The organism is Bacteroides sp. D2, assembly GCF_025147085.1.
In the GTDB taxonomy this organism is placed as follows: domain Bacteria; phylum Bacteroidota; class Bacteroidia; order Bacteroidales; family Bacteroidaceae; genus Bacteroides.
In genome coordinates, this window is the sequence record NZ_CP102261.1 from 6669080 (window position 1) to 6685937 (window position 16858).

Genomic DNA, 16858 nt, shown 5'->3' on the forward strand with positions numbered 1-16858 from the left:
TGTTAATATCCCTTTTAATGCTTACATTTGCATCTATAAGTAGCTGATAATAAAAGAAAGAAGTATGAGAAGAGATGCAATGCAAGAATTGTATGACTGGAAAGAAAAGTCTACACGAAAGCCTTTGATTATTCGCGGAGCCCGTCAGGTAGGAAAGACATGGCTCATGAAAGAGTTTGCGGCTACTGCTTACAAACAGTTTGCTTACATCAACTTCGAAGACAATGAAGTGATGAAGGAGATTTTCCAAAAAGATTTTGATATCGAACGTATTTTAATGGCTATCCAATTAGTTACCGGAAAAGTAGTAAATACGGATACTTTAATTCTTTTTGACGAGCTTCAGGAAGCTCCACGCGGTTTGACAGCTATGAAGTATTTCCAAGAGAAAGCACCACAGTATCATGTCATTGCAGCTGGTTCTTTATTGGGGATCGCGATGCATCAAAATGATTCTTTCCCAGTAGGAAAAGTCGATTTTATAGACTTATATCCACTTTCTTTTTCCGAGTTTTTAGAAGCTATCGGACAAGAACCTTTTGCCAGCTTGCTCGCTAAGCAAGATTGGAACCTGATTTCTACCTTCCGCTCTAAACTCACCGACTTCCTTAAACAGTATTATTTCGTAGGAGGAATGCCTGAAGTAGTCAATGCCTTTATTGAACACAAAGACTATGCCGAAGTCCGCCAGTTACAACAAAATATACTGGATTCTTATGATCGTGATTTCTCCAAACATGCTCCTATTGCCGAAGTACCCAGAATTCGTATGGTGTGGCGTTCGATTCCGGCACAGTTAGCAAAAGAAAATCGCAAATTCATTTATGGAGTTATAAAAGAAGGAGCAAGAGCCAAAGATTTTGAACTGGCTATGGAATGGTTGATAGATGCCGGCCTTATTTATAAAGTAAACCGGGTAAAGAAAGGTGGAATACCTTTATCGGCATACGAAGATTTTTCTGCATTCAAACTATTTATGCTGGATACCGGATTAATGGGAGCAATGAGCGGACTCCCCCCACAGGCATTATTGGAAGGAAATGTTTTATTTACCGATTATAAAGGAGCAATTACCGAACAATATGTGTTACAACAACTGAAATCGGTGAAAGGCTTGAATATTTATTACTGGTCTTCAGATACTTCCAAAGGAGAGTTGGATTTTCTATTGCAAAAAGAAATCTATATTATTCCGGTTGAAGTGAAAGCAGAAGAAAACTTACAGTCGAAAAGTCTGCGTTCTTTTGTTGAAAAGAATCCAGGACTACATGGCATTCGTTTTTCCATGTCAGATTACCGGCAACAGGAGTGGCTGACAAATTATCCGTTATATTCTGTCGGATATATATTTTAATATATTCAAAGACGTATATTATCTTTCTTTTATAGTCTCCCAGACCTTTGGATGCACAAAGTATCGAACATCTTTCCCTGCATCCAATGCTTCTCGAATAAAAGTAGAACTGATTTCAAATACAGGGGAATGAACGAGACGCACCGTTTCCGGCAATTCCTCCTCTTTGACGGGAAAGCCGGGACGGGGGTAAATAAGAATCTGATTCTCTTTAATGATACGTTCGGACTGATACCAATATCCAAAACGTTCCCAATTATCGGAACCGATAATGAAATAAAACTCGCGATCGGGAAATGTCTCGCGCAGTTTCTCCAACGTATATACACTATATGAGGGGCGAGGCAAATGAAACTCAAAATCTGAAGCCTGAAAACGAGGATAGTCACTGATGCTCAACTTTACCAGTTCGAGACGTAATTCATCATTCCATAACTTCTCCTGTGCTTTCAAAGGGTTCTGTGGACTCACCATAAACCAGATCTCATCCAACCCTTCATACTCGCAAAGGTAGTTGGCTAGAGCAAGATGTCCGATGTGAATCGGATTGAATGATCCGCTGAAGATTCCGGTTTTAAGTTTAGTCATTATATAATCAATTTTAGAGTCACCTTTATGGATGATTCAATTACTGCGATTTGCTCAAATGAGAAAATAGAACTTACACATTCAGCAAATCTTTAAATCCTTCTATCGACTTATTGGGCTCAAACTCTATAATTTGATAATCAGCAATTTCGTTAAAAGGATCTTCTCTAATTATTTCTTCCACCTCTACCCTATCTGTAGCCCGGCAGAGAATCACACCTCCTGTACGAGGAATTTGTGGACCAGAGGCAAGAAAGTTTCCAGCATTATAATATTTATCAAGAAAACGACAATGTGCATCCAATAATTCGAGTACTTTTTCGATAGGAGCTTTATAGGTCAAAATTAACACAAACATATTCTAATGCTTTTAGTTTCTCTATGAAGAGATACTCATTTAGAAAACCCTAAGAATTTAAAAACTCTTTGATAACTTTCAAAGCTTCCGCTTTAGCAGCTTCCAAATCGTCATTGACAATCACACAATCGAATTGCGGAGCAAAACCCAATTCATATTCCGCCTTAGCGATGCGACTTTCAATCACTTCCGGCGCATCCGTTCCGCGTCCTTCCAACCGGCAGCGTAATTCTTCCACCGAAGGCGGCTGGATAAACACCGACAACGCACGATCGCCATAAAACTTCTTGATATTGCATCCGCCAACCACATCTACGTCAAACACCACATTCTGACCCGCTTCCAATTGCTTTTCTACCTGCGCTTTCAGCGTTCCGTAATAACGGTCCTTATATACCTCCTCATACTCCAGAAATTCGTTGTTCTCAATGCGTTGGCGAAACTCTTCCGGCGTAAGGAAGAAATATTCAACCCCATGCTGCTCCGTTCCACGCGGAGGACGGCTGGTAGCAGAAATAGAAAACGCTAAATTCAAGTTCTGCGTCAGCAGATAATTGATTATAGTAGATTTGCCCGAACCCGACGGAGCAGAGAAAATAATTAGCTTACCGGTCATAAGTTTAATGAAGAATTAAGAATTAAAAATGATAGATACTGTTTTACATCACGTTCAGCACCTGTTCCTTAATCTGTTCCAGTTCATCCTTCATCTGAACTACGATCTTCTGCATTTCAGCATGATTGGACTTGCTGCCTAACGTATTGATCTCCCGACCCATTTCCTGGGCGATAAAACCAAGCTTCTTACCCTGTCCGCTACCACTTTCCATCGTGCTGATGAAATATTTCAGATGGTTGCTAAGACGTTGTTTTTCCTCGTTGACATCCAGTTTTTCGATGTAGTAAATCAGTTCCTGTTCCAGACGATTCTTGTCGTAGTCTACGCTTAACGTCTTTTCGAGAGCATCAGTGATGCGTTCCTTCACTTTCTCTACACGTTCTTTCTCGTAAGGAGTAATCTGTTCGAGCAAACTGTTGATGTTGGCAATCTTCTCACGGAATTTCTTTTCCAATGCAGCCCCCTCCTGTTTGCGGAAATCGACCAAATGACTGATGGCTTCAAGTATGGTAGCATGCACCATGCTCCATTCCTCTTCCGTCAGTTCCTGAATTTCCGTTTTCGTCATCACGTCCGGCATGCGGAGTAATAGTTGGAGCCAGTCTTCCGGTGCGGGACAAGGAATCTCCAGTTCGCGGCTTATCGATTCCAGCTGGCTATAATAACTTTTCAGCACATCCTTATTGATGGGAGCAGCATCCGCGCCCTCCTTCTTCTCTATCCACAGGCTGAAGTCAGCTTTTCCACGTTCCAGAACTTTAGAAATCTCATTACGGATTTCAATCTCTTTTTCACGATACGCCGGAGCGATGCGAGTGGACAAATCCATTGCCTTGCTGTTGAGCGACTTGATTTCTACATTTATTTTTTTATCAGGAAGTTCGGCCGTAGCTTTACCGTATCCTGTCATAGACTGTATCATAACCTTAAAGTTTTGTGCAAAAGTACACGAATATTTTAAGAATTGGAAATAATCATGTAAATTTGCGACAATTTAATAAGCTGATTTTTATGTCGTGTATACTGAATATTGAAACCTCTACCTCTGTTTGCTCGGTAGCGGCCAGTCAAGACGGACAGACGATTTTTGTGAAAGAAGACTTGAAAGGCCCTTCACACGCCGTGTCTTTAGGAGTTTTTGTAGATGAAGCATTGTCGTTCATAGACAGTCATGCCATCCCTTTGGATGCCGTTGCAGTGAGTTGTGGACCGGGTTCGTACACCGGACTCCGAATCGGGGTTTCTATGGCGAAAGGAGTTTGTTACGGGCGCAATATACCCTTAATCGGTATCCCGACGCTGGAAGTATTGAGTGTTCCGGTGCTGTTGTATCACGACTTGCCCGAAAACGCTTTGCTTTGTCCGATGATCGACGCCCGCCGCATGGAAGTATATGCAGCCGTCTATGACCGTCGTCTACAAGTGAAACGTACAGTTGCCGCCGACATCGTAGATGAGAACTCTTACCTGGAGTTCCTGAACGAACAACCGGTTTATTTCTTTGGAAACGGAGCCGACAAATGCCGCGAACAGATCACGCATCCGAACGCACATTTTATCGACAATATCCATCCGCTAGCTAAAATGATGTTCCCACTGGCAGAAAAAGCAGTGGCCGATGAAGATTATAAAGACGTGGCTTACTTCGAACCTTTCTACCTGAAAGAATTCGTTGCCTCCATGCCGAAAAAGCTTCTTTAATTTTTTAATTTTTAATTCTCAATTTTAATTTAACAAATGCAATACAATACTCAACAGAAAAGAATGCCGCTTCCCGAATACGGACGTAGCATCCAGAACATGGTAGATTATGCGTTGACCATTCAGGATCGTGCAGAACGCCAGCGTTGTGCTAACACCATCATCAACATTATGGGAAATATGTTCCCCCATTTGCGTGATGTACCCGATTTCAAGCACAAGCTTTGGGACCACCTGGCTATCATGTCCGGTTTTGAGCTGGATATTGACTATCCGTATGAAATCATCCGCAAGGACAATCTGGTGACCCGCCCGGACCATATCCCCTACTCCACTGCCCGTATGCGTTACCGTCACTACGGACATACGCTGGAAGTACTGATAAAAAAAGCGATCGAATTCCCTGAAGGAAACGAAAAGAGAAACCTGATTGCCCTTATCTGCAACCACATGAAAAAGGATTACCTGGCATGGAACAAAGATACAGTGGACGACAAAAAGATTGCCGAAGACCTGTACGAACTGTCCAACGGGGAACTCCAAATGACCGACGATATCGTCCGGCTGATGGCAGAACGCCTGAATCAGAACTACCGTCCGAAGACGAACTATACCAACAATCGTCAAAACAATAAAAGAAGATACTAAACACTTTATACTTAATACTAAAAAAATTAATGGCTTCATTTGTAATCGAAGGAGGACATCGGCTTAGCGGAGAAATCCACCCGCAAGGAGCTAAAAACGAAGTTTTGCAGATAATCTGTGCCACGTTGCTGACCGCAGAGGAAGTGACGGTGAACAATATACCTGACATTCTTGATGTCAACAACCTGATTCAGCTCTTGCGGGAGATGGGAGTGACGGTTGCGAAGAAAGGCATTGATTCTTATAGTTTTAAAGCAGAAAATGTAGACCTGGCTTATCTGGAAAGCGATGAATTCCTAAAGAAATGTTCCAGTCTGCGAGGCTCTGTGATGCTTATAGGTCCCATGGTGGCACGTTTCGGCAAGGCATTGATTTCCAAGCCGGGAGGAGATAAAATCGGTCGCCGCCGTCTGGACACTCACTTTGTAGGTATTCAGAATTTAGGGGCCGACTTCCGCTACGACGAAGAGCGGGGTATCTACGAAATAACGGCCGACAGACTTCAGGGAAGCTATATGCTACTGGACGAAGCATCTGTCACCGGAACAGCCAACATCGTCATGGCAGCCGTACTTGCCAAAGGTACGACCACCATTTACAATGCCGCCTGCGAACCCTACGTGCAACAACTCTGCCGGTTACTCAACCGGATGGGAGCCCAAATCAGCGGTATCGCATCCAACCTGCTCACCATCGAAGGCGTGGAAGAACTGCACGGCACGCAACACACCGTACTGCCCGACATGATTGAAGTGGGCAGCTTCATCGGCATGGCGGCAATGACGAAAAGCGAAATTACCATCAAGAATGTTTCTTACGAAAATCTTGGAATCATCCCCGAGAGCTTCCGCCGTCTGGGCATCAAGCTCGAACAGAGAGGAGACGATATTTACGTTCCCGCACAGGAAACATACCAGATAGAATCATTTATCGACGGCTCCATCATGACGATAGCCGACGCCACCTGGCCGGGACTGACTCCCGACTTGCTAAGTGTGATGCTCGTTGTAGCCACACAAGCCAAAGGCAGCGTACTGATCCATCAGAAAATGTTCGAAAGCCGCCTGTTCTTTGTGGACAAACTGATTGACATGGGTGCACAGATCATTCTCTGCGACCCTCACCGTGCCGTAGTCATCGGACACAACCACGGCTTCAAGCTGCGCGGCGCCCGCCTGACTTCACCGGATATACGTGCCGGTATCGCCCTTCTGATTGCCGCCATGAGCGCCGAAGGAACCAGTACCATTAGTAATATCGAACAGATAGACCGTGGTTATCAGAACATCGAAGGACGTCTGAACGCTATCGGAGCCAGAATCACCCGGATATGATAAAGAAAGAAGAAGTATACAAGATAGGATTATTCAATAAACCGCACGGGATCCACGGCGAATTGCAATTTACCTTCACGGACGATATTTTCGACCGTGTGGACTGTGATTACCTGATATGTCTGCTCGATGGCATTTTCGTGCCTTTCTTCATCGAAGAATACCGCTTCCGTTCAGACTCCACCGCCTTGGTGAAACTGGAAGGAGTCGACAGTGCCGAACGTGCCCGAATGTTCACCAACATTGAAGTCTACTTCCCCGTGAAACACGCCGAAGAAGCGGAAGATGGCGAATTATCCTGGAACTTCTTTATCGGTTTCCAGATGGAAGACATCCATCACGGACTTCTGGGAGAAGTCATAGATGTAGATACCACTACGGTAAACACCCTTTTCGTGGTTGAAGGAGCGGAAGAAGAGGAACTGCTCGTTCCCGCCCAGGAGGAATTTATCGTAGGAATAGACCAGAAACAGAAACTCATCACGGTGGAACTTCCCGAAGGGTTGCTCAATCTGGAGGAATTGGAAGATGACCGGTGAGAACGAATCAAACGATGAGCCGCTCATCCACTGAAAATAGTAAATAGTAAATAGTAAATAGTAAATAGTAAATAGTAAAAACAGTAAATACCCGAGATGCCAAAGAGAAGACGAAGTAAAGCTTTCTGGAAAAATTTCAAGTTCAAGTATAAACTAACGATCGTTAATGAAAATACACTTGAAGAAATTGTCGGACTTCGCGTATCCAAGCTCAATGGACTTTCCGTATTACTTTGCGTGCTGGCGGTACTTTTCCTGATCGCTTCCTGCATCATCACCTTCACCCCGCTGCGCAACTACCTCCCCGGATACATGAACAGTGAAGTCCGTACACAAATCGTGGACAATGCCCTGCGTGTAGACTCTTTACAACAAGTGCTCAACAAGCAGAATCTTTACATCATGAACATTCAGGATATCTTCAGTGGAAAAGTATCCATCGACAGCGTGCAGACACTCGATTCACTGACCACTGCCCGCGAAGACACACTGATGGAACGTACCAAACGGGAAGAAGAATTCCGCCGTCAGTATGAAGAGAATGAAAAATATAACCTGACCTCCATCACTTCCCAACCGGACGTGACCGGACTCATTTTATACCGTCCGACACGAGGTATGGTGTCCGACCACTTCAATGCCGAGAAGAAACATTACGGCACCGACATCGCCGCCAATCCCAACGAAAGTGTATTGGCAACCATGGACGGGACCGTCATCCTAAGTACATACACCGCCGAGACAGGTTATCTGATTGGCGTACAACATAACCAGGATTTAATTTCAATCTATAAACACTGCGGCTCCCTCCTGAAAAAGGAAGGTGAACGCGTGAAAGGAGGGGAAGCCATCGCTCTGGTAGGAAACAGCGGCACACTTAGTACAGGGCCGCACCTCCATTTCGAACTTTGGTATAAAGGTCATCCGGTAAATCCCGAAAAATACATCGTATTTTAAGTGATAATAGAAAAATGAATATAGAGACTAACAAAAAGAAAAAACAAATAGCTATCCTAGGCTCAACAGGCTCCATCGGGACGCAGGCTCTGCAAGTCATCGAAGAACATCCCGACCTGTACGAAGCCTATGCGCTGACAGCCAACAACCGCGTGGAACTACTGATTGCCCAGGCACGGAAGTTCCAGCCGGAAGTGGTAGTGATAGCCAACGAAGAAAAGTATTCCGAACTGAAAGAAGCATTGAGCGACCTGCCCATCAAAGTGTACGCAGGCACAGACGCTATCTGTCAGATTGTAGAAGCAGGCCCCATCGACATGGTGTTGACAGCCATGGTCGGTTATGCCGGACTAAAACCAACCATCAACGCCATCCGCGCCAAGAAAGCGATTGCGTTGGCCAATAAAGAAACATTGGTAGTAGCGGGCGAACTGATTAATCAGTTGGCACAACAATATCGCACTCCGATTCTGCCGGTAGACTCTGAACACTCTGCTGTTTTTCAGTGTTTAGCGGGAGAAGTGGGTAACCCGATCGAGAAAGTGATATTGACAGCCTCCGGAGGTCCGTTCCGCACTTGCACCTTGGAACAGCTGAAATCCGTCACAAAGACGCAAGCCTTGAAACATCCCAACTGGGAAATGGGAGCAAAAATCACAATCGACTCCGCTTCCATGATGAATAAAGGTTTTGAGGTGATCGAAGCCAAATGGTTGTTCGGTGTTCAGCCCAGCCAGATCGAAGTGGTGGTGCATCCGCAATCAGTCATCCACTCGATGGTGCAGTTTGAAGACGGAGCTGTCAAGGCACAACTTGGGATGCCAGATATGCGCCTGCCCATCCAGTACGCATTCTCCTACCCCGACCGTATCAGCTCTTCTTTCGACAGACTCGATTTCTCCCAATGCACGAATCTGACGTTTGAGCAACCCGATACGAAACGGTTCCGCAACCTGGCACTCGCCTACGAAGCGATGTACCGCGGAGGGAATATGCCCTGTATCGTCAATGCTGCCAATGAAGTAGTGGTAGCCTCTTTCCTGAAAGACGGCATCAGCTTCCTCGGCATGAGCGACGTAATAGAGAAAACAATGGAACGGGTTGCCTTCATCGCCAATCCGACATACGACGATTATGTAGCTACGGATGCGGAAGCAAGGAAAATAGCAGCCAGTCTGATATGATCCGCTTCATCCCATTGATGAACAAAGAAAATAAAGAAATTGATTAGTATTAATATAAATTGAAAATAGCCTTTATATCCTCTCTTCGGTAGAGAATTAGTTGAAGGCTTTAAACTGTAAATAGACTATATGGAAACATTTTTGATTCGTGCCCTGCAATTGATTATGAGCTTATCCTTGCTCGTTATCGTTCATGAAGGCGGGCATTTTCTTTTTGCCCGTTTGTTTAAGGTGCGTGTAGAAAAATTCTGCTTATTTTTTGACCCTTGGTTCACCCTTTTTAAGTTCAAACCCAAGAAAAGTGACACAGAGTATGCAGTAGGCTGGTTGCCATTGGGCGGTTATGTCAAAATAGCCGGCATGATTGATGAGTCGATGGATACCGAACAGATGAAACAACCCGAACAACCGTGGGAGTTCCGTTCCAAGCCGGCGTGGCAACGTCTGCTGATAATGGTGGGTGGCGTACTGTTCAACTTCCTGTTGGCACTGTTCATCTACTCCATGATTCTTTTTGCATGGGGCGACCAATATATAAAGGTACAGGAAGCCCCTCTTGGTATGGAATTCAACGAGACTGCCAAAGCGGTAGGTTTCCAGGACGGTGATATCCTCCTTTCTGCCGACGGTGTTCCTTTCGAACGTTATGACGGCGACATGTTGAGCCAGATTGCCGATGCACGCGAAGTAAGCGTCATCCGTAACGGGGCAAAAGCCTCCGTCTATATCCCGGAAGACCTGATGCAACGCCTCTTGGCAGACAGTGTCCGCTTCGCCTCCTACCGTTTCCCGTACGTTATAGACAGCGTAATGGTGAACTCTCCTGCCGCACAAGCAGGAATCCAGGCAGGTGACAGCATCATCGCCCTGAACGGAACACCGATCTCTTTCTCCGACTTCAAAGAAGCGATGGCAGAACGTAAGAAAAACGAAGCAACCCTGCTCAAAGACAGCATAGATCCACGTCTAATCACGCTGACTTATGTGCGTAACGGTGCAACAGACACGCTAAGTATGCGTGTAGACTCCGCCTACCTGATGGGTGTAACCGCCTGTCTCGTCACAGACCGTCTGCTCCCTATGGTAAAAAAAGAATATGCTTTCTTTGAATCCTTCCCCGCAGGTGTCTCCCTCGGTGTGAAAACCCTGAAAGGCTATGTAGGAAACATGAAATACCTCTTCTCGAAAGAAGGAGCCAAACAGTTGGGCGGCTTCGGAACGATCGGCAGCATCTTCCCCGCTACCTGGGACTGGCACCAGTTCTGGTATATGACAGCCTTCCTTTCCATCATCCTGGCTTTCATGAACATCCTCCCTATCCCCGCATTAGACGGTGGCCACGTGCTCTTCCTCTTCTACGAGATGATAGCCCGCCGCAAACCGAGCGACAAGTTTATGGAATACGCCCAGATGACCGGTATGATTCTGCTCTTCGGTCTGTTGATATGGGCTAACTTCAATGATATTTTGCGATTCTTCTTCTAGCGAATATAACAATAGAAAGATAGAGAAAACATATAAAAAGAATCATCCCGGATGAAAAAGGTTTTAAAAACCAATTTTCATCCGGGATCTTTTTTTATTGTTGTTTGTCTTTAAATCTTCAACATCTTCTTCTCTCTCTCCAAATCCGTCTCATCCAACTTAGGTGAAGGCACCGTGCACGTTTTGATATAATCTCCCTCCTGACACGTATAATTATAGTACACCTCCAATTCCGGAGTCAATTCCGCCCGCGGAACCAGACACCCTTCCATCTCCAGAAACTGATTAACATCCGTACTATCCGACTGTTTCACCAGTACAATACGACGCGCAATCGGATTATGATTGTAGTCCAGACAGAGATAAAGCCCTTTCAGCATATTCGGAAACTCATAATGCGGAAGTTGCAGGTAAATAGTCACCAGCGCAAACTGTGGCAAATCCCTTTCGTTGAACATCAGGTAAGAGTTCTGATGATTACTGATAATCCCGCTCCCCCAATGCACCGACTTATACGCATTAATCATCCCCACCTTCACATACTCATTATTCTCGGAAGCACAAATCATGTACGGCTCGATCTTCAAGCTATCCGTAGAAGACGACAAACTGTAACTAAGATACATACCGCTATAATTATACACCTCCTGCACAGACTCCTTCGCCTCTTTCCCCAGCAACTTGATAAAAGAGTTGCCATTCTCCGCCTCGCTCTGCACGTCCGGCTCCATCTCCTGAAGCAACAGCCTCACCGATCCCACATTATTTAATAAGCGTTTCTTGGAAACATTATTCACCAGTGCCAAAGCTTCATCCAGCGCCTCGTCCGGTGTGCGTGTTTTCAATAAGTCGATATAAGCGGGAAGCACACTCGAATACAAAGCAGACAACACACTCGGAGCCATATCCACCCGGTCGGCAATTTCTTTCATCTTCACCCCGTTGTTGCGCAGGTACTCTATTCTTTTATAAATATCCGTAAGTTCGTCCATGATTTTTCGGTTTGTTAATTGATTCCGTTGCAAAGGAATGACTAAGGTATTATGTTTGTATTGCATGAATATTACATTAATATTTCAGTACACTTAAAGGCTCATATATACAATATGATTCATTGAAATTCATTTTTTCGTTCGCTCCGACACCCTACTTTTGCACCGGAAACAAAAAAATAGCATTATGAATTTCAAAGAAAAACTGTCGCCTTCGGCCCAAAAGAAACTTTCCGATTTACTCTTTATCCTTTATGCGGGAGGAGCGGCACTGCTATCCTATTCATTAGTCTACGCACTACGCAAACCGTTCACCGCCGCCACGTTCGACGGCATGGAACTATTTGGTATGGACTATAAGATAGCCACCAGCATCATCCAGATATTCGGATATATGGTATCCAAGTTTATCGGGATCAAACTTATTTCCGAACTGAAGAGAGAAGGCCGCCTGAAATTCATTCTTGTTTCTATTTTAGTGGCCGAACTCTCTTTGGTTCTTTTCGGATGCCTGCCCCGCCCGTTCAATGTGTTGGCGTTGTTCTTCAACGGACTGTCGCTTGGCTGTATGTGGGGAGTCATCTTCAGCTTCCTCGAAGGACGCCGGGTGACGGATCTGCTCGCTTCCCTTTTCGGACTTAGTATCGCAGTCAGTAGCGGCACAGCCAAATCCATCGGACTTTTCGTTGTCGACACCCTGCATGTCAGTGAATTCTGGATGCCTGCACTGATCGGTGCGGTAGCATTGCCCTTGCTGGCAGGACTGGGCTATATCCTCGATCACCTGCCCAAACCGACTGCCGAAGACAAAGCACTGCGTGTGGAACGTGTCACTCTCAACAAACAACAACGCTGGAACCTGTTCCGCAGCTTTGCTCCCATATTGACACTGCTTTTCTTCGCCAACCTCTTTCTCACCGTTTTGCAAGATGTCAAGGAAGACTTTCTGGTGAAAATCATAGACGTCAATGCCGCCGGACTTTCCCCGTGGGTATTCGCCAAAGTGGACGGTGTAGTCACACTGATTATCCTGGCTATTTTCGCCACCCTGGCAGTGATGAAAAGCCACATCAAAGTACTTTCCGTTCTATTGACCCTTGTCATTGCGGGAGCAATCACACTTAGCACTGTGGCATTCAACTACCATACCCTGCAACTTTCTCCGCTCGTGTGGTTATTTATCCAGAGCCTCTGCCTCTATTTTTCCTACTTGAGCTTTCAAACCATTTTCTTCGACCGCTTCATCGCCTGTTTCCGCATCAAGGGAAATGTAGGTTTCTTCATAGCGATGGTCGATTCCATCGGCTACACAGGCACAGTGGTGGTATTGGTAGTGAAAGAATGTTTCAACCCGGATTTAAATTGGCTGGAATTCTACAATACGATGGCAGGGACAGTAGGAATCGTCTGCACCTTTGCGTTCACCTTAGCAATGATTTATCTGACACAAAAATACAGAAAAGGGAAACAGGGTGAAATACGCGGGAATGAATCTTGCCCCGTCCCCTCCCTCGCTTCTTACTAATTTCTGACGAATAAACCAATATTATATAGAAACAAGAATGAAAAAGATTGAATGTATTATTATGGACTGGGCTGGTACAGCCGTTGACTATGGATGTTTTGCCCCCGTGGCTGCTTTTATCGAAGCATTTGCCGAAAAAGGACTGGTAATCGATGTTGTACAGACCCGCAAACCAATGGGACTACCCAAAATTCAACACATCCGCGAACTACTTTCCATGTCTGACGTGAACGAACAGTTTACCGCCTGTTACCAACGCGCCTGGACGGAAGAAGACGTGGTAGAACTAAACCGCCTTTTCGAGAAGCATCTCTTCGCCTCTCTCGAAAACTACACAGACCCTATTCCGGGAGTAATCCCAACTTTGGAAAAATTGCGTGCCGCAGGTATTAAAATAGGATCGACCACCGGCTATACCCGCGAAATGATGGATGTAGTTCTCCCCGCCGCACAGGCAAAAGGATACCACGTGGATTATTGCGCCACTCCCAACCTACTTCCTGCCGGACGTCCCGCTCCTTACATGATTTTTGAGAACCTGACGAAATTAGCAGTCCCCAGCCTCGACGCCGTTATAAAAGTGGGTGATACGATTGCCGATATTCTCGAAGGAGTGAACGCGAAAGTGTATAGTGTAGGCGTGATTCTCGGCAGCAATGAAATGGCACTTACCGAAGCAGAAACAAAATCAATGCCTGCCTCCGAACTCGAAGCCCGCATCGCCGATGTCAAAGAGCGCATGCTTGCCGCAGGAGCTTCTTACGTGATACGCACTATCGAAGAACTTCCCGCACTGATTGAAACGATCAACGCCGGCAACTAACATTCAAGCCCGCACCCAACAATCAGAAAAGAAACAAAATCATTTATTTATTCATTTCTAAAGAAAACATCATTATGAAACCATATTTGTTATTAACTCCGGGACCTCTAACCACCTCTGAAACAGTAAAAGAAGCCATGATGACCGACTGGTGTACGTGGGACGAAGACTACAACCTCGGCATCGTTCAGGAACTCCGCAAAGACCTAGTTAACATCGCCACTAAAAAACCGGAAGAATATACCTCCATCCTTTTACAAGGAAGCGGAACCTATTGCGTGGAAGCCGTTTTGGGCGCCACCATCACCCCGAAAGACAAACTCCTGATATGTAGCAACGGAGCCTATGGCGACCGCATGGGCAACATTGCAGAATATTACCACCTCGACTACGACATGCTGGCTTTTGAAGAAACAGAGCAGGTATCAGTTGAATATGTAGACGATTATCTTAGCAATAACTCCGATATCACACATGTCGCTTTCGTTCATTGCGAAACAACGACCGGTATCCTGAATCCGATCAAAGAACTGTCCCACATCGTCAAGATGCACGGTAAAAAGCTGATTGTAGACTGTATGAGCAGCTTCGGAGGTATCCCCTTAGATGTAAACGAACTCGGTATCGACTTCCTAATCAGCAGTTCCAACAAGTGTATTCAGGGTGTACCGGGATTCGGATTCATCATCGCCCGCCGTTCGGAATTAAAATATTGCAAAGGAGTGGCACGCTCTCTTTCCCTGGACATCTACGACCAATGGGAAACAATGGAAAAAGGACACGGAAAATGGCGCTTCACTTCACCGACACACGTTGTCCGTGCTTTCAAACAAGCCCTGACCGAATTGATTGAAGAAGGAGGCGTAGAAGCACGTTACCAACGTTACTGCGAAAATCACCGTATTTTGGTGGAAGGTATGCGTGCACTCGGATTCAAAACACTGCTCGAAGATGACATCCAGTCGCCTATCATCACTTCTTTCCTTTATCCGCATGAAGGATTCGACTTCAAAACATTCTATTATGCACTGAAAAATAAAGGATTCGTGATTTACCCGGGAAAGATTTCAAAAGCAGATACCTTCCGTATCGGAAACATCGGTGATGTGCATCCGGAAGACTTCCGCCGTCTGGTAGAAGTCATACGGGAAACGAAATACTAGAAAGTCAAATCTTTCAAGTTCATCTTGAATGATTACTTACTAATATGTTGTATGATGTTCCTGTGAAGTTCTGAAAGACTTAATCCTCTTTCAGGACTTCATTATTTTCTTTTCAGGGTGGAAGGCTGTGATAACCTCAAGCTACTGACAATAGCTGCCACAACGGCAAATCCACTCCCCACCATCAGGCAAACAGCCGTGCTCCGGCTATGAGTGACAAAGCTGAAAAGCAAGGCAACCAATGTTGTTCCGGTGGTCTGTCCCAACAGGCGGGCCATTCCCAGCATCCCACTGGCCCCTCCCGAACGCTGCGTAGGAGCGGAAGAAATAATTGTACTGTTGTTCGGCGTCTGAAACAATCCGAAGCCCGCACCGCATAACATCAAACGCAGGATAATACTTATATCAGATGATTCGGCAGTCAGACTGGAAAGCGAGAAAAGTCCGATGGCAAACAGAACCATCCCGATACTTCCCAGTATACCGGGGTGAATACGCTCCACGAGATACCCTGCCAATGGAGCCGTGACCAGCGTAGCCAACGGCCACGGAGTAAGCAAAAGTCCGGTCATCACCTCACTGTGTCCTAAAGTGTTCTGCAGGAAAAAAGGCAGGGAAACCATTGCCGACATTTGAGCGATAAAGGAACAAATGGAAGTCAGGATGGATAACCGGAAAATCGGAATCCGCAACAGGTCGAGCGGCAGTAACGGAGTAGTCTGCGTGAGTTGCCGACGCACATAGTACGTGCCTACCACTGCCAATACAACCAGTTGGATGAAAAGGAAATCCATTTCCTCGTGATGGGCGAATCCGTCCAGCGTATATATAAGCAGGCCGAAGGTAACCGCATTCGCTATGGCGCTGATATAATCAAACTTGCGTTTCGAGCGTTCCTCCTGCCTTGGCAGATGTTTGATGCCGAGGAACAATGCGGTAAGTCCTAACGGAACATTAATAGCAAATAACCAATGCCAGCTGGCAATAGAAAGAATACCGCTCGCCACAGAAGGCCCGGCGGCAGCCGATATGGCAACAACCATCGCATTAATGCCCATTCCCCGCCCAATCTGGTTCTTCGGATAGATATAACATAGCTGTGCCGTATTCACGCTGGTGATGGCAGAGGCACTGAATCCCTGAAAAATACGGGCGACAGTTAGCGTCCAAAACGAATCGGACAAGGCACAAATCAATGAAGTGATGCAAAACAGACCGATACCCGAAAGAAAGACTTTCCGGTAACCGATGATTTCACCTAAAGCGGAAAAAGACAGTAGCGATATGACGATAGCCAGCTGATAGCCATTGATAATCCAGGTTGTAACAGCGGGAGAAGTCCCAAAATCATGCGAAAGTGTGGGTAGTACGATATTGACGATGTTAATATCCAATACCGACATACAAAGAGCGAATCCGACGGACACCACCGCCCAAATACGCTTAGGCATCGGCAATCCGTCGGTTTCCTCTATTTTTTGAGTTGGATTTATTGATTGTACCATAAAAACTTATTCTTGTAAGTAGTCATTCTTTTTTCACCATAAAGCAACGCAGGGATGCAAACACAAACACCACCGACGACAAA

17 protein-coding genes are annotated in these 16858 nt (G+C 45.6%); 11 read left to right on the top strand and 6 right to left on the bottom strand.

The window, feature by feature from the left end:
• The first annotated feature begins 64 nt into the window (after positions 1-64).
• Positions 65-1354, top strand: a complete 1290-nt coding sequence (locus NQ505_RS25185; RefSeq protein WP_008998741.1) for an ATP-binding protein — start codon at positions 65-67, stop codon at positions 1352-1354.
• A gap of 18 nt (positions 1355-1372) precedes the next feature.
• Here the strand turns inward: NQ505_RS25185 and nadD are convergent, their stop codons facing one another.
• The 4 genes from nadD to NQ505_RS25205 all read right to left on the bottom strand — a co-directional run bounded on the left by nadD (position 1373) and on the right by NQ505_RS25205 (position 3841).
• Complete coding sequence (gene nadD, locus NQ505_RS25190; protein ID WP_008998742.1) at positions 1373-1942, bottom strand: nicotinate (nicotinamide) nucleotide adenylyltransferase; 570 nt, start codon at positions 1940-1942, stop codon at positions 1373-1375.
• 73 nt (positions 1943-2015) lie between these two features.
• The gene (locus NQ505_RS25195) at positions 2016-2300 is read right to left on the bottom strand and encodes a YciI family protein (protein WP_008998743.1); all 285 of its coding nucleotides are present in this window, start codon (positions 2298-2300) and stop codon (positions 2016-2018) included.
• A 49-nt stretch (positions 2301-2349) separates the two neighbouring features.
• Complete coding sequence (gmk, locus tag NQ505_RS25200) at positions 2350-2916, bottom strand: guanylate kinase (RefSeq protein ID WP_008998744.1); 567 nt, start codon at positions 2914-2916, stop codon at positions 2350-2352.
• Positions 2917-2959: 43 nt separating this feature from the next.
• On the bottom strand, positions 2960-3841 hold the full coding sequence (locus NQ505_RS25205) for a YicC/YloC family endoribonuclease (protein WP_008998745.1): 882 nt from the start codon (positions 3839-3841) through the stop codon (positions 2960-2962).
• Positions 3842-3930: 89 nt separating this feature from the next.
• Between NQ505_RS25205 and tsaB the strand changes: the two genes are divergently transcribed.
• The 7 genes from tsaB to rseP all read left to right on the top strand — a co-directional run bounded on the left by tsaB (position 3931) and on the right by rseP (position 10767).
• Positions 3931-4620, top strand: a complete 690-nt coding sequence (gene tsaB, locus NQ505_RS25210) for a tRNA (adenosine(37)-N6)-threonylcarbamoyltransferase complex dimerization subunit type 1 TsaB (protein ID WP_008998746.1) — start codon at positions 3931-3933, stop codon at positions 4618-4620.
• A gap of 36 nt (positions 4621-4656) precedes the next feature.
• Positions 4657-5268, top strand: a complete 612-nt coding sequence (locus tag NQ505_RS25215; RefSeq protein ID WP_004296797.1) for a DUF4290 domain-containing protein — start codon at positions 4657-4659, stop codon at positions 5266-5268.
• A gap of 29 nt (positions 5269-5297) precedes the next feature.
• Positions 5298-6602: a UDP-N-acetylglucosamine 1-carboxyvinyltransferase gene (gene murA, locus NQ505_RS25220; protein WP_008998747.1), complete on the top strand. Its 1305-nt coding sequence runs from the start codon at positions 5298-5300 to the stop codon at positions 6600-6602.
• The gene (gene rimM / locus NQ505_RS25225; protein ID WP_004296795.1) at positions 6599-7141 is read left to right on the top strand and encodes a ribosome maturation factor RimM; all 543 of its coding nucleotides are present in this window, start codon (positions 6599-6601) and stop codon (positions 7139-7141) included. The genes murA and rimM overlap by 4 nt, the downstream gene beginning before the upstream one ends.
• Positions 7142-7237: 96 nt before the next feature.
• A complete protein-coding gene (locus tag NQ505_RS25230; RefSeq protein ID WP_004296794.1) occupies positions 7238-8098 on the top strand; it encodes a M23 family metallopeptidase in 861 nt (286 codons plus the stop codon).
• Positions 8099-8112: 14 nt separating this feature from the next.
• Positions 8113-9282 carry a 1-deoxy-D-xylulose-5-phosphate reductoisomerase gene (locus NQ505_RS25235; RefSeq protein WP_004296793.1) on the top strand — a complete coding sequence of 390 codons (1170 nt, stop codon included), beginning with the start codon at positions 8113-8115 and terminating at the stop codon, positions 9280-9282.
• A 129-nt stretch (positions 9283-9411) separates the two neighbouring features.
• Complete coding sequence (rseP, locus tag NQ505_RS25240) at positions 9412-10767, top strand: RIP metalloprotease RseP (RefSeq protein ID WP_004296792.1); 1356 nt, start codon at positions 9412-9414, stop codon at positions 10765-10767.
• A gap of 110 nt (positions 10768-10877) precedes the next feature.
• Here the strand turns inward: rseP and NQ505_RS25245 are convergent, their stop codons facing one another.
• Positions 10878-11759, bottom strand: a complete 882-nt coding sequence (locus NQ505_RS25245; RefSeq protein WP_008998748.1) for a hypothetical protein — start codon at positions 11757-11759, stop codon at positions 10878-10880.
• A gap of 187 nt (positions 11760-11946) precedes the next feature.
• On the opposite strand from NQ505_RS25245, the gene NQ505_RS25250 reads away from it, so the two are divergent.
• From NQ505_RS25250 to NQ505_RS25260, 3 genes are all read left to right on the top strand, one after another.
• Positions 11947-13284, top strand: a complete 1338-nt coding sequence (locus NQ505_RS25250) for a DUF5690 family protein (protein WP_004296790.1) — start codon at positions 11947-11949, stop codon at positions 13282-13284.
• A gap of 37 nt (positions 13285-13321) precedes the next feature.
• On the top strand, positions 13322-14107 hold the full coding sequence (gene phnX / locus NQ505_RS25255; RefSeq protein WP_008998749.1) for a phosphonoacetaldehyde hydrolase: 786 nt from the start codon (positions 13322-13324) through the stop codon (positions 14105-14107).
• 74 nt (positions 14108-14181) lie between these two features.
• Positions 14182-15270: a 2-aminoethylphosphonate--pyruvate transaminase gene (locus NQ505_RS25260; RefSeq protein WP_004306876.1), complete on the top strand. Its 1089-nt coding sequence runs from the start codon at positions 14182-14184 to the stop codon at positions 15268-15270.
• Between the two features lie 101 nt (positions 15271-15371).
• On the opposite strand, the gene NQ505_RS25265 is transcribed toward NQ505_RS25260, so the two are convergent.
• Positions 15372-16775: an MFS transporter gene (locus tag NQ505_RS25265; protein WP_008998750.1), complete on the bottom strand. Its 1404-nt coding sequence runs from the start codon at positions 16773-16775 to the stop codon at positions 15372-15374.
• Between the last annotated feature and the right edge of the window lie 83 nt (positions 16776-16858).

Excerpts from the sequence above, each read along its gene's own strand:
- NQ505_RS25185 (WP_008998741.1), top strand. The coding sequence starts at position 65 with ATGAGAAGAGATGCAATGCAAGAATTGTATGACTGGAAAGAAAAGTCT.
- nadD (WP_008998742.1), bottom strand. The coding sequence starts at position 1,942 with ATGACTAAACTTAAAACCGGAATCTTCAGCGGATCATTCAATCCGATT.
- NQ505_RS25195 (WP_008998743.1), bottom strand. The coding sequence starts at position 2,300 with ATGTTTGTGTTAATTTTGACCTATAAAGCTCCTATCGAAAAAGTACTC.
- gmk (WP_008998744.1), bottom strand. The coding sequence starts at position 2,916 with ATGACCGGTAAGCTAATTATTTTCTCTGCTCCGTCGGGTTCGGGCAAA.
- NQ505_RS25205 (WP_008998745.1), bottom strand. The coding sequence starts at position 3,841 with ATGATACAGTCTATGACAGGATACGGTAAAGCTACGGCCGAACTTCCT.
- tsaB (WP_008998746.1), top strand. The coding sequence starts at position 3,931 with ATGTCGTGTATACTGAATATTGAAACCTCTACCTCTGTTTGCTCGGTA.
- NQ505_RS25215 (WP_004296797.1), top strand. The coding sequence starts at position 4,657 with ATGCAATACAATACTCAACAGAAAAGAATGCCGCTTCCCGAATACGGA.
- murA (WP_008998747.1), top strand. The coding sequence starts at position 5,298 with ATGGCTTCATTTGTAATCGAAGGAGGACATCGGCTTAGCGGAGAAATC.
- rimM (WP_004296795.1), top strand. The coding sequence starts at position 6,599 with ATGATAAAGAAAGAAGAAGTATACAAGATAGGATTATTCAATAAACCG.
- NQ505_RS25230 (WP_004296794.1), top strand. The coding sequence starts at position 7,238 with ATGCCAAAGAGAAGACGAAGTAAAGCTTTCTGGAAAAATTTCAAGTTC.
- NQ505_RS25235 (WP_004296793.1), top strand. The coding sequence starts at position 8,113 with ATGAATATAGAGACTAACAAAAAGAAAAAACAAATAGCTATCCTAGGC.
- rseP (WP_004296792.1), top strand. The coding sequence starts at position 9,412 with ATGGAAACATTTTTGATTCGTGCCCTGCAATTGATTATGAGCTTATCC.
- NQ505_RS25245 (WP_008998748.1), bottom strand. The coding sequence starts at position 11,759 with ATGGACGAACTTACGGATATTTATAAAAGAATAGAGTACCTGCGCAAC.
- NQ505_RS25250 (WP_004296790.1), top strand. The coding sequence starts at position 11,947 with ATGAATTTCAAAGAAAAACTGTCGCCTTCGGCCCAAAAGAAACTTTCC.
- phnX (WP_008998749.1), top strand. The coding sequence starts at position 13,322 with ATGAAAAAGATTGAATGTATTATTATGGACTGGGCTGGTACAGCCGTT.
- NQ505_RS25260 (WP_004306876.1), top strand. The coding sequence starts at position 14,182 with ATGAAACCATATTTGTTATTAACTCCGGGACCTCTAACCACCTCTGAA.
- NQ505_RS25265 (WP_008998750.1), bottom strand. The coding sequence starts at position 16,775 with ATGGTACAATCAATAAATCCAACTCAAAAAATAGAGGAAACCGACGGA.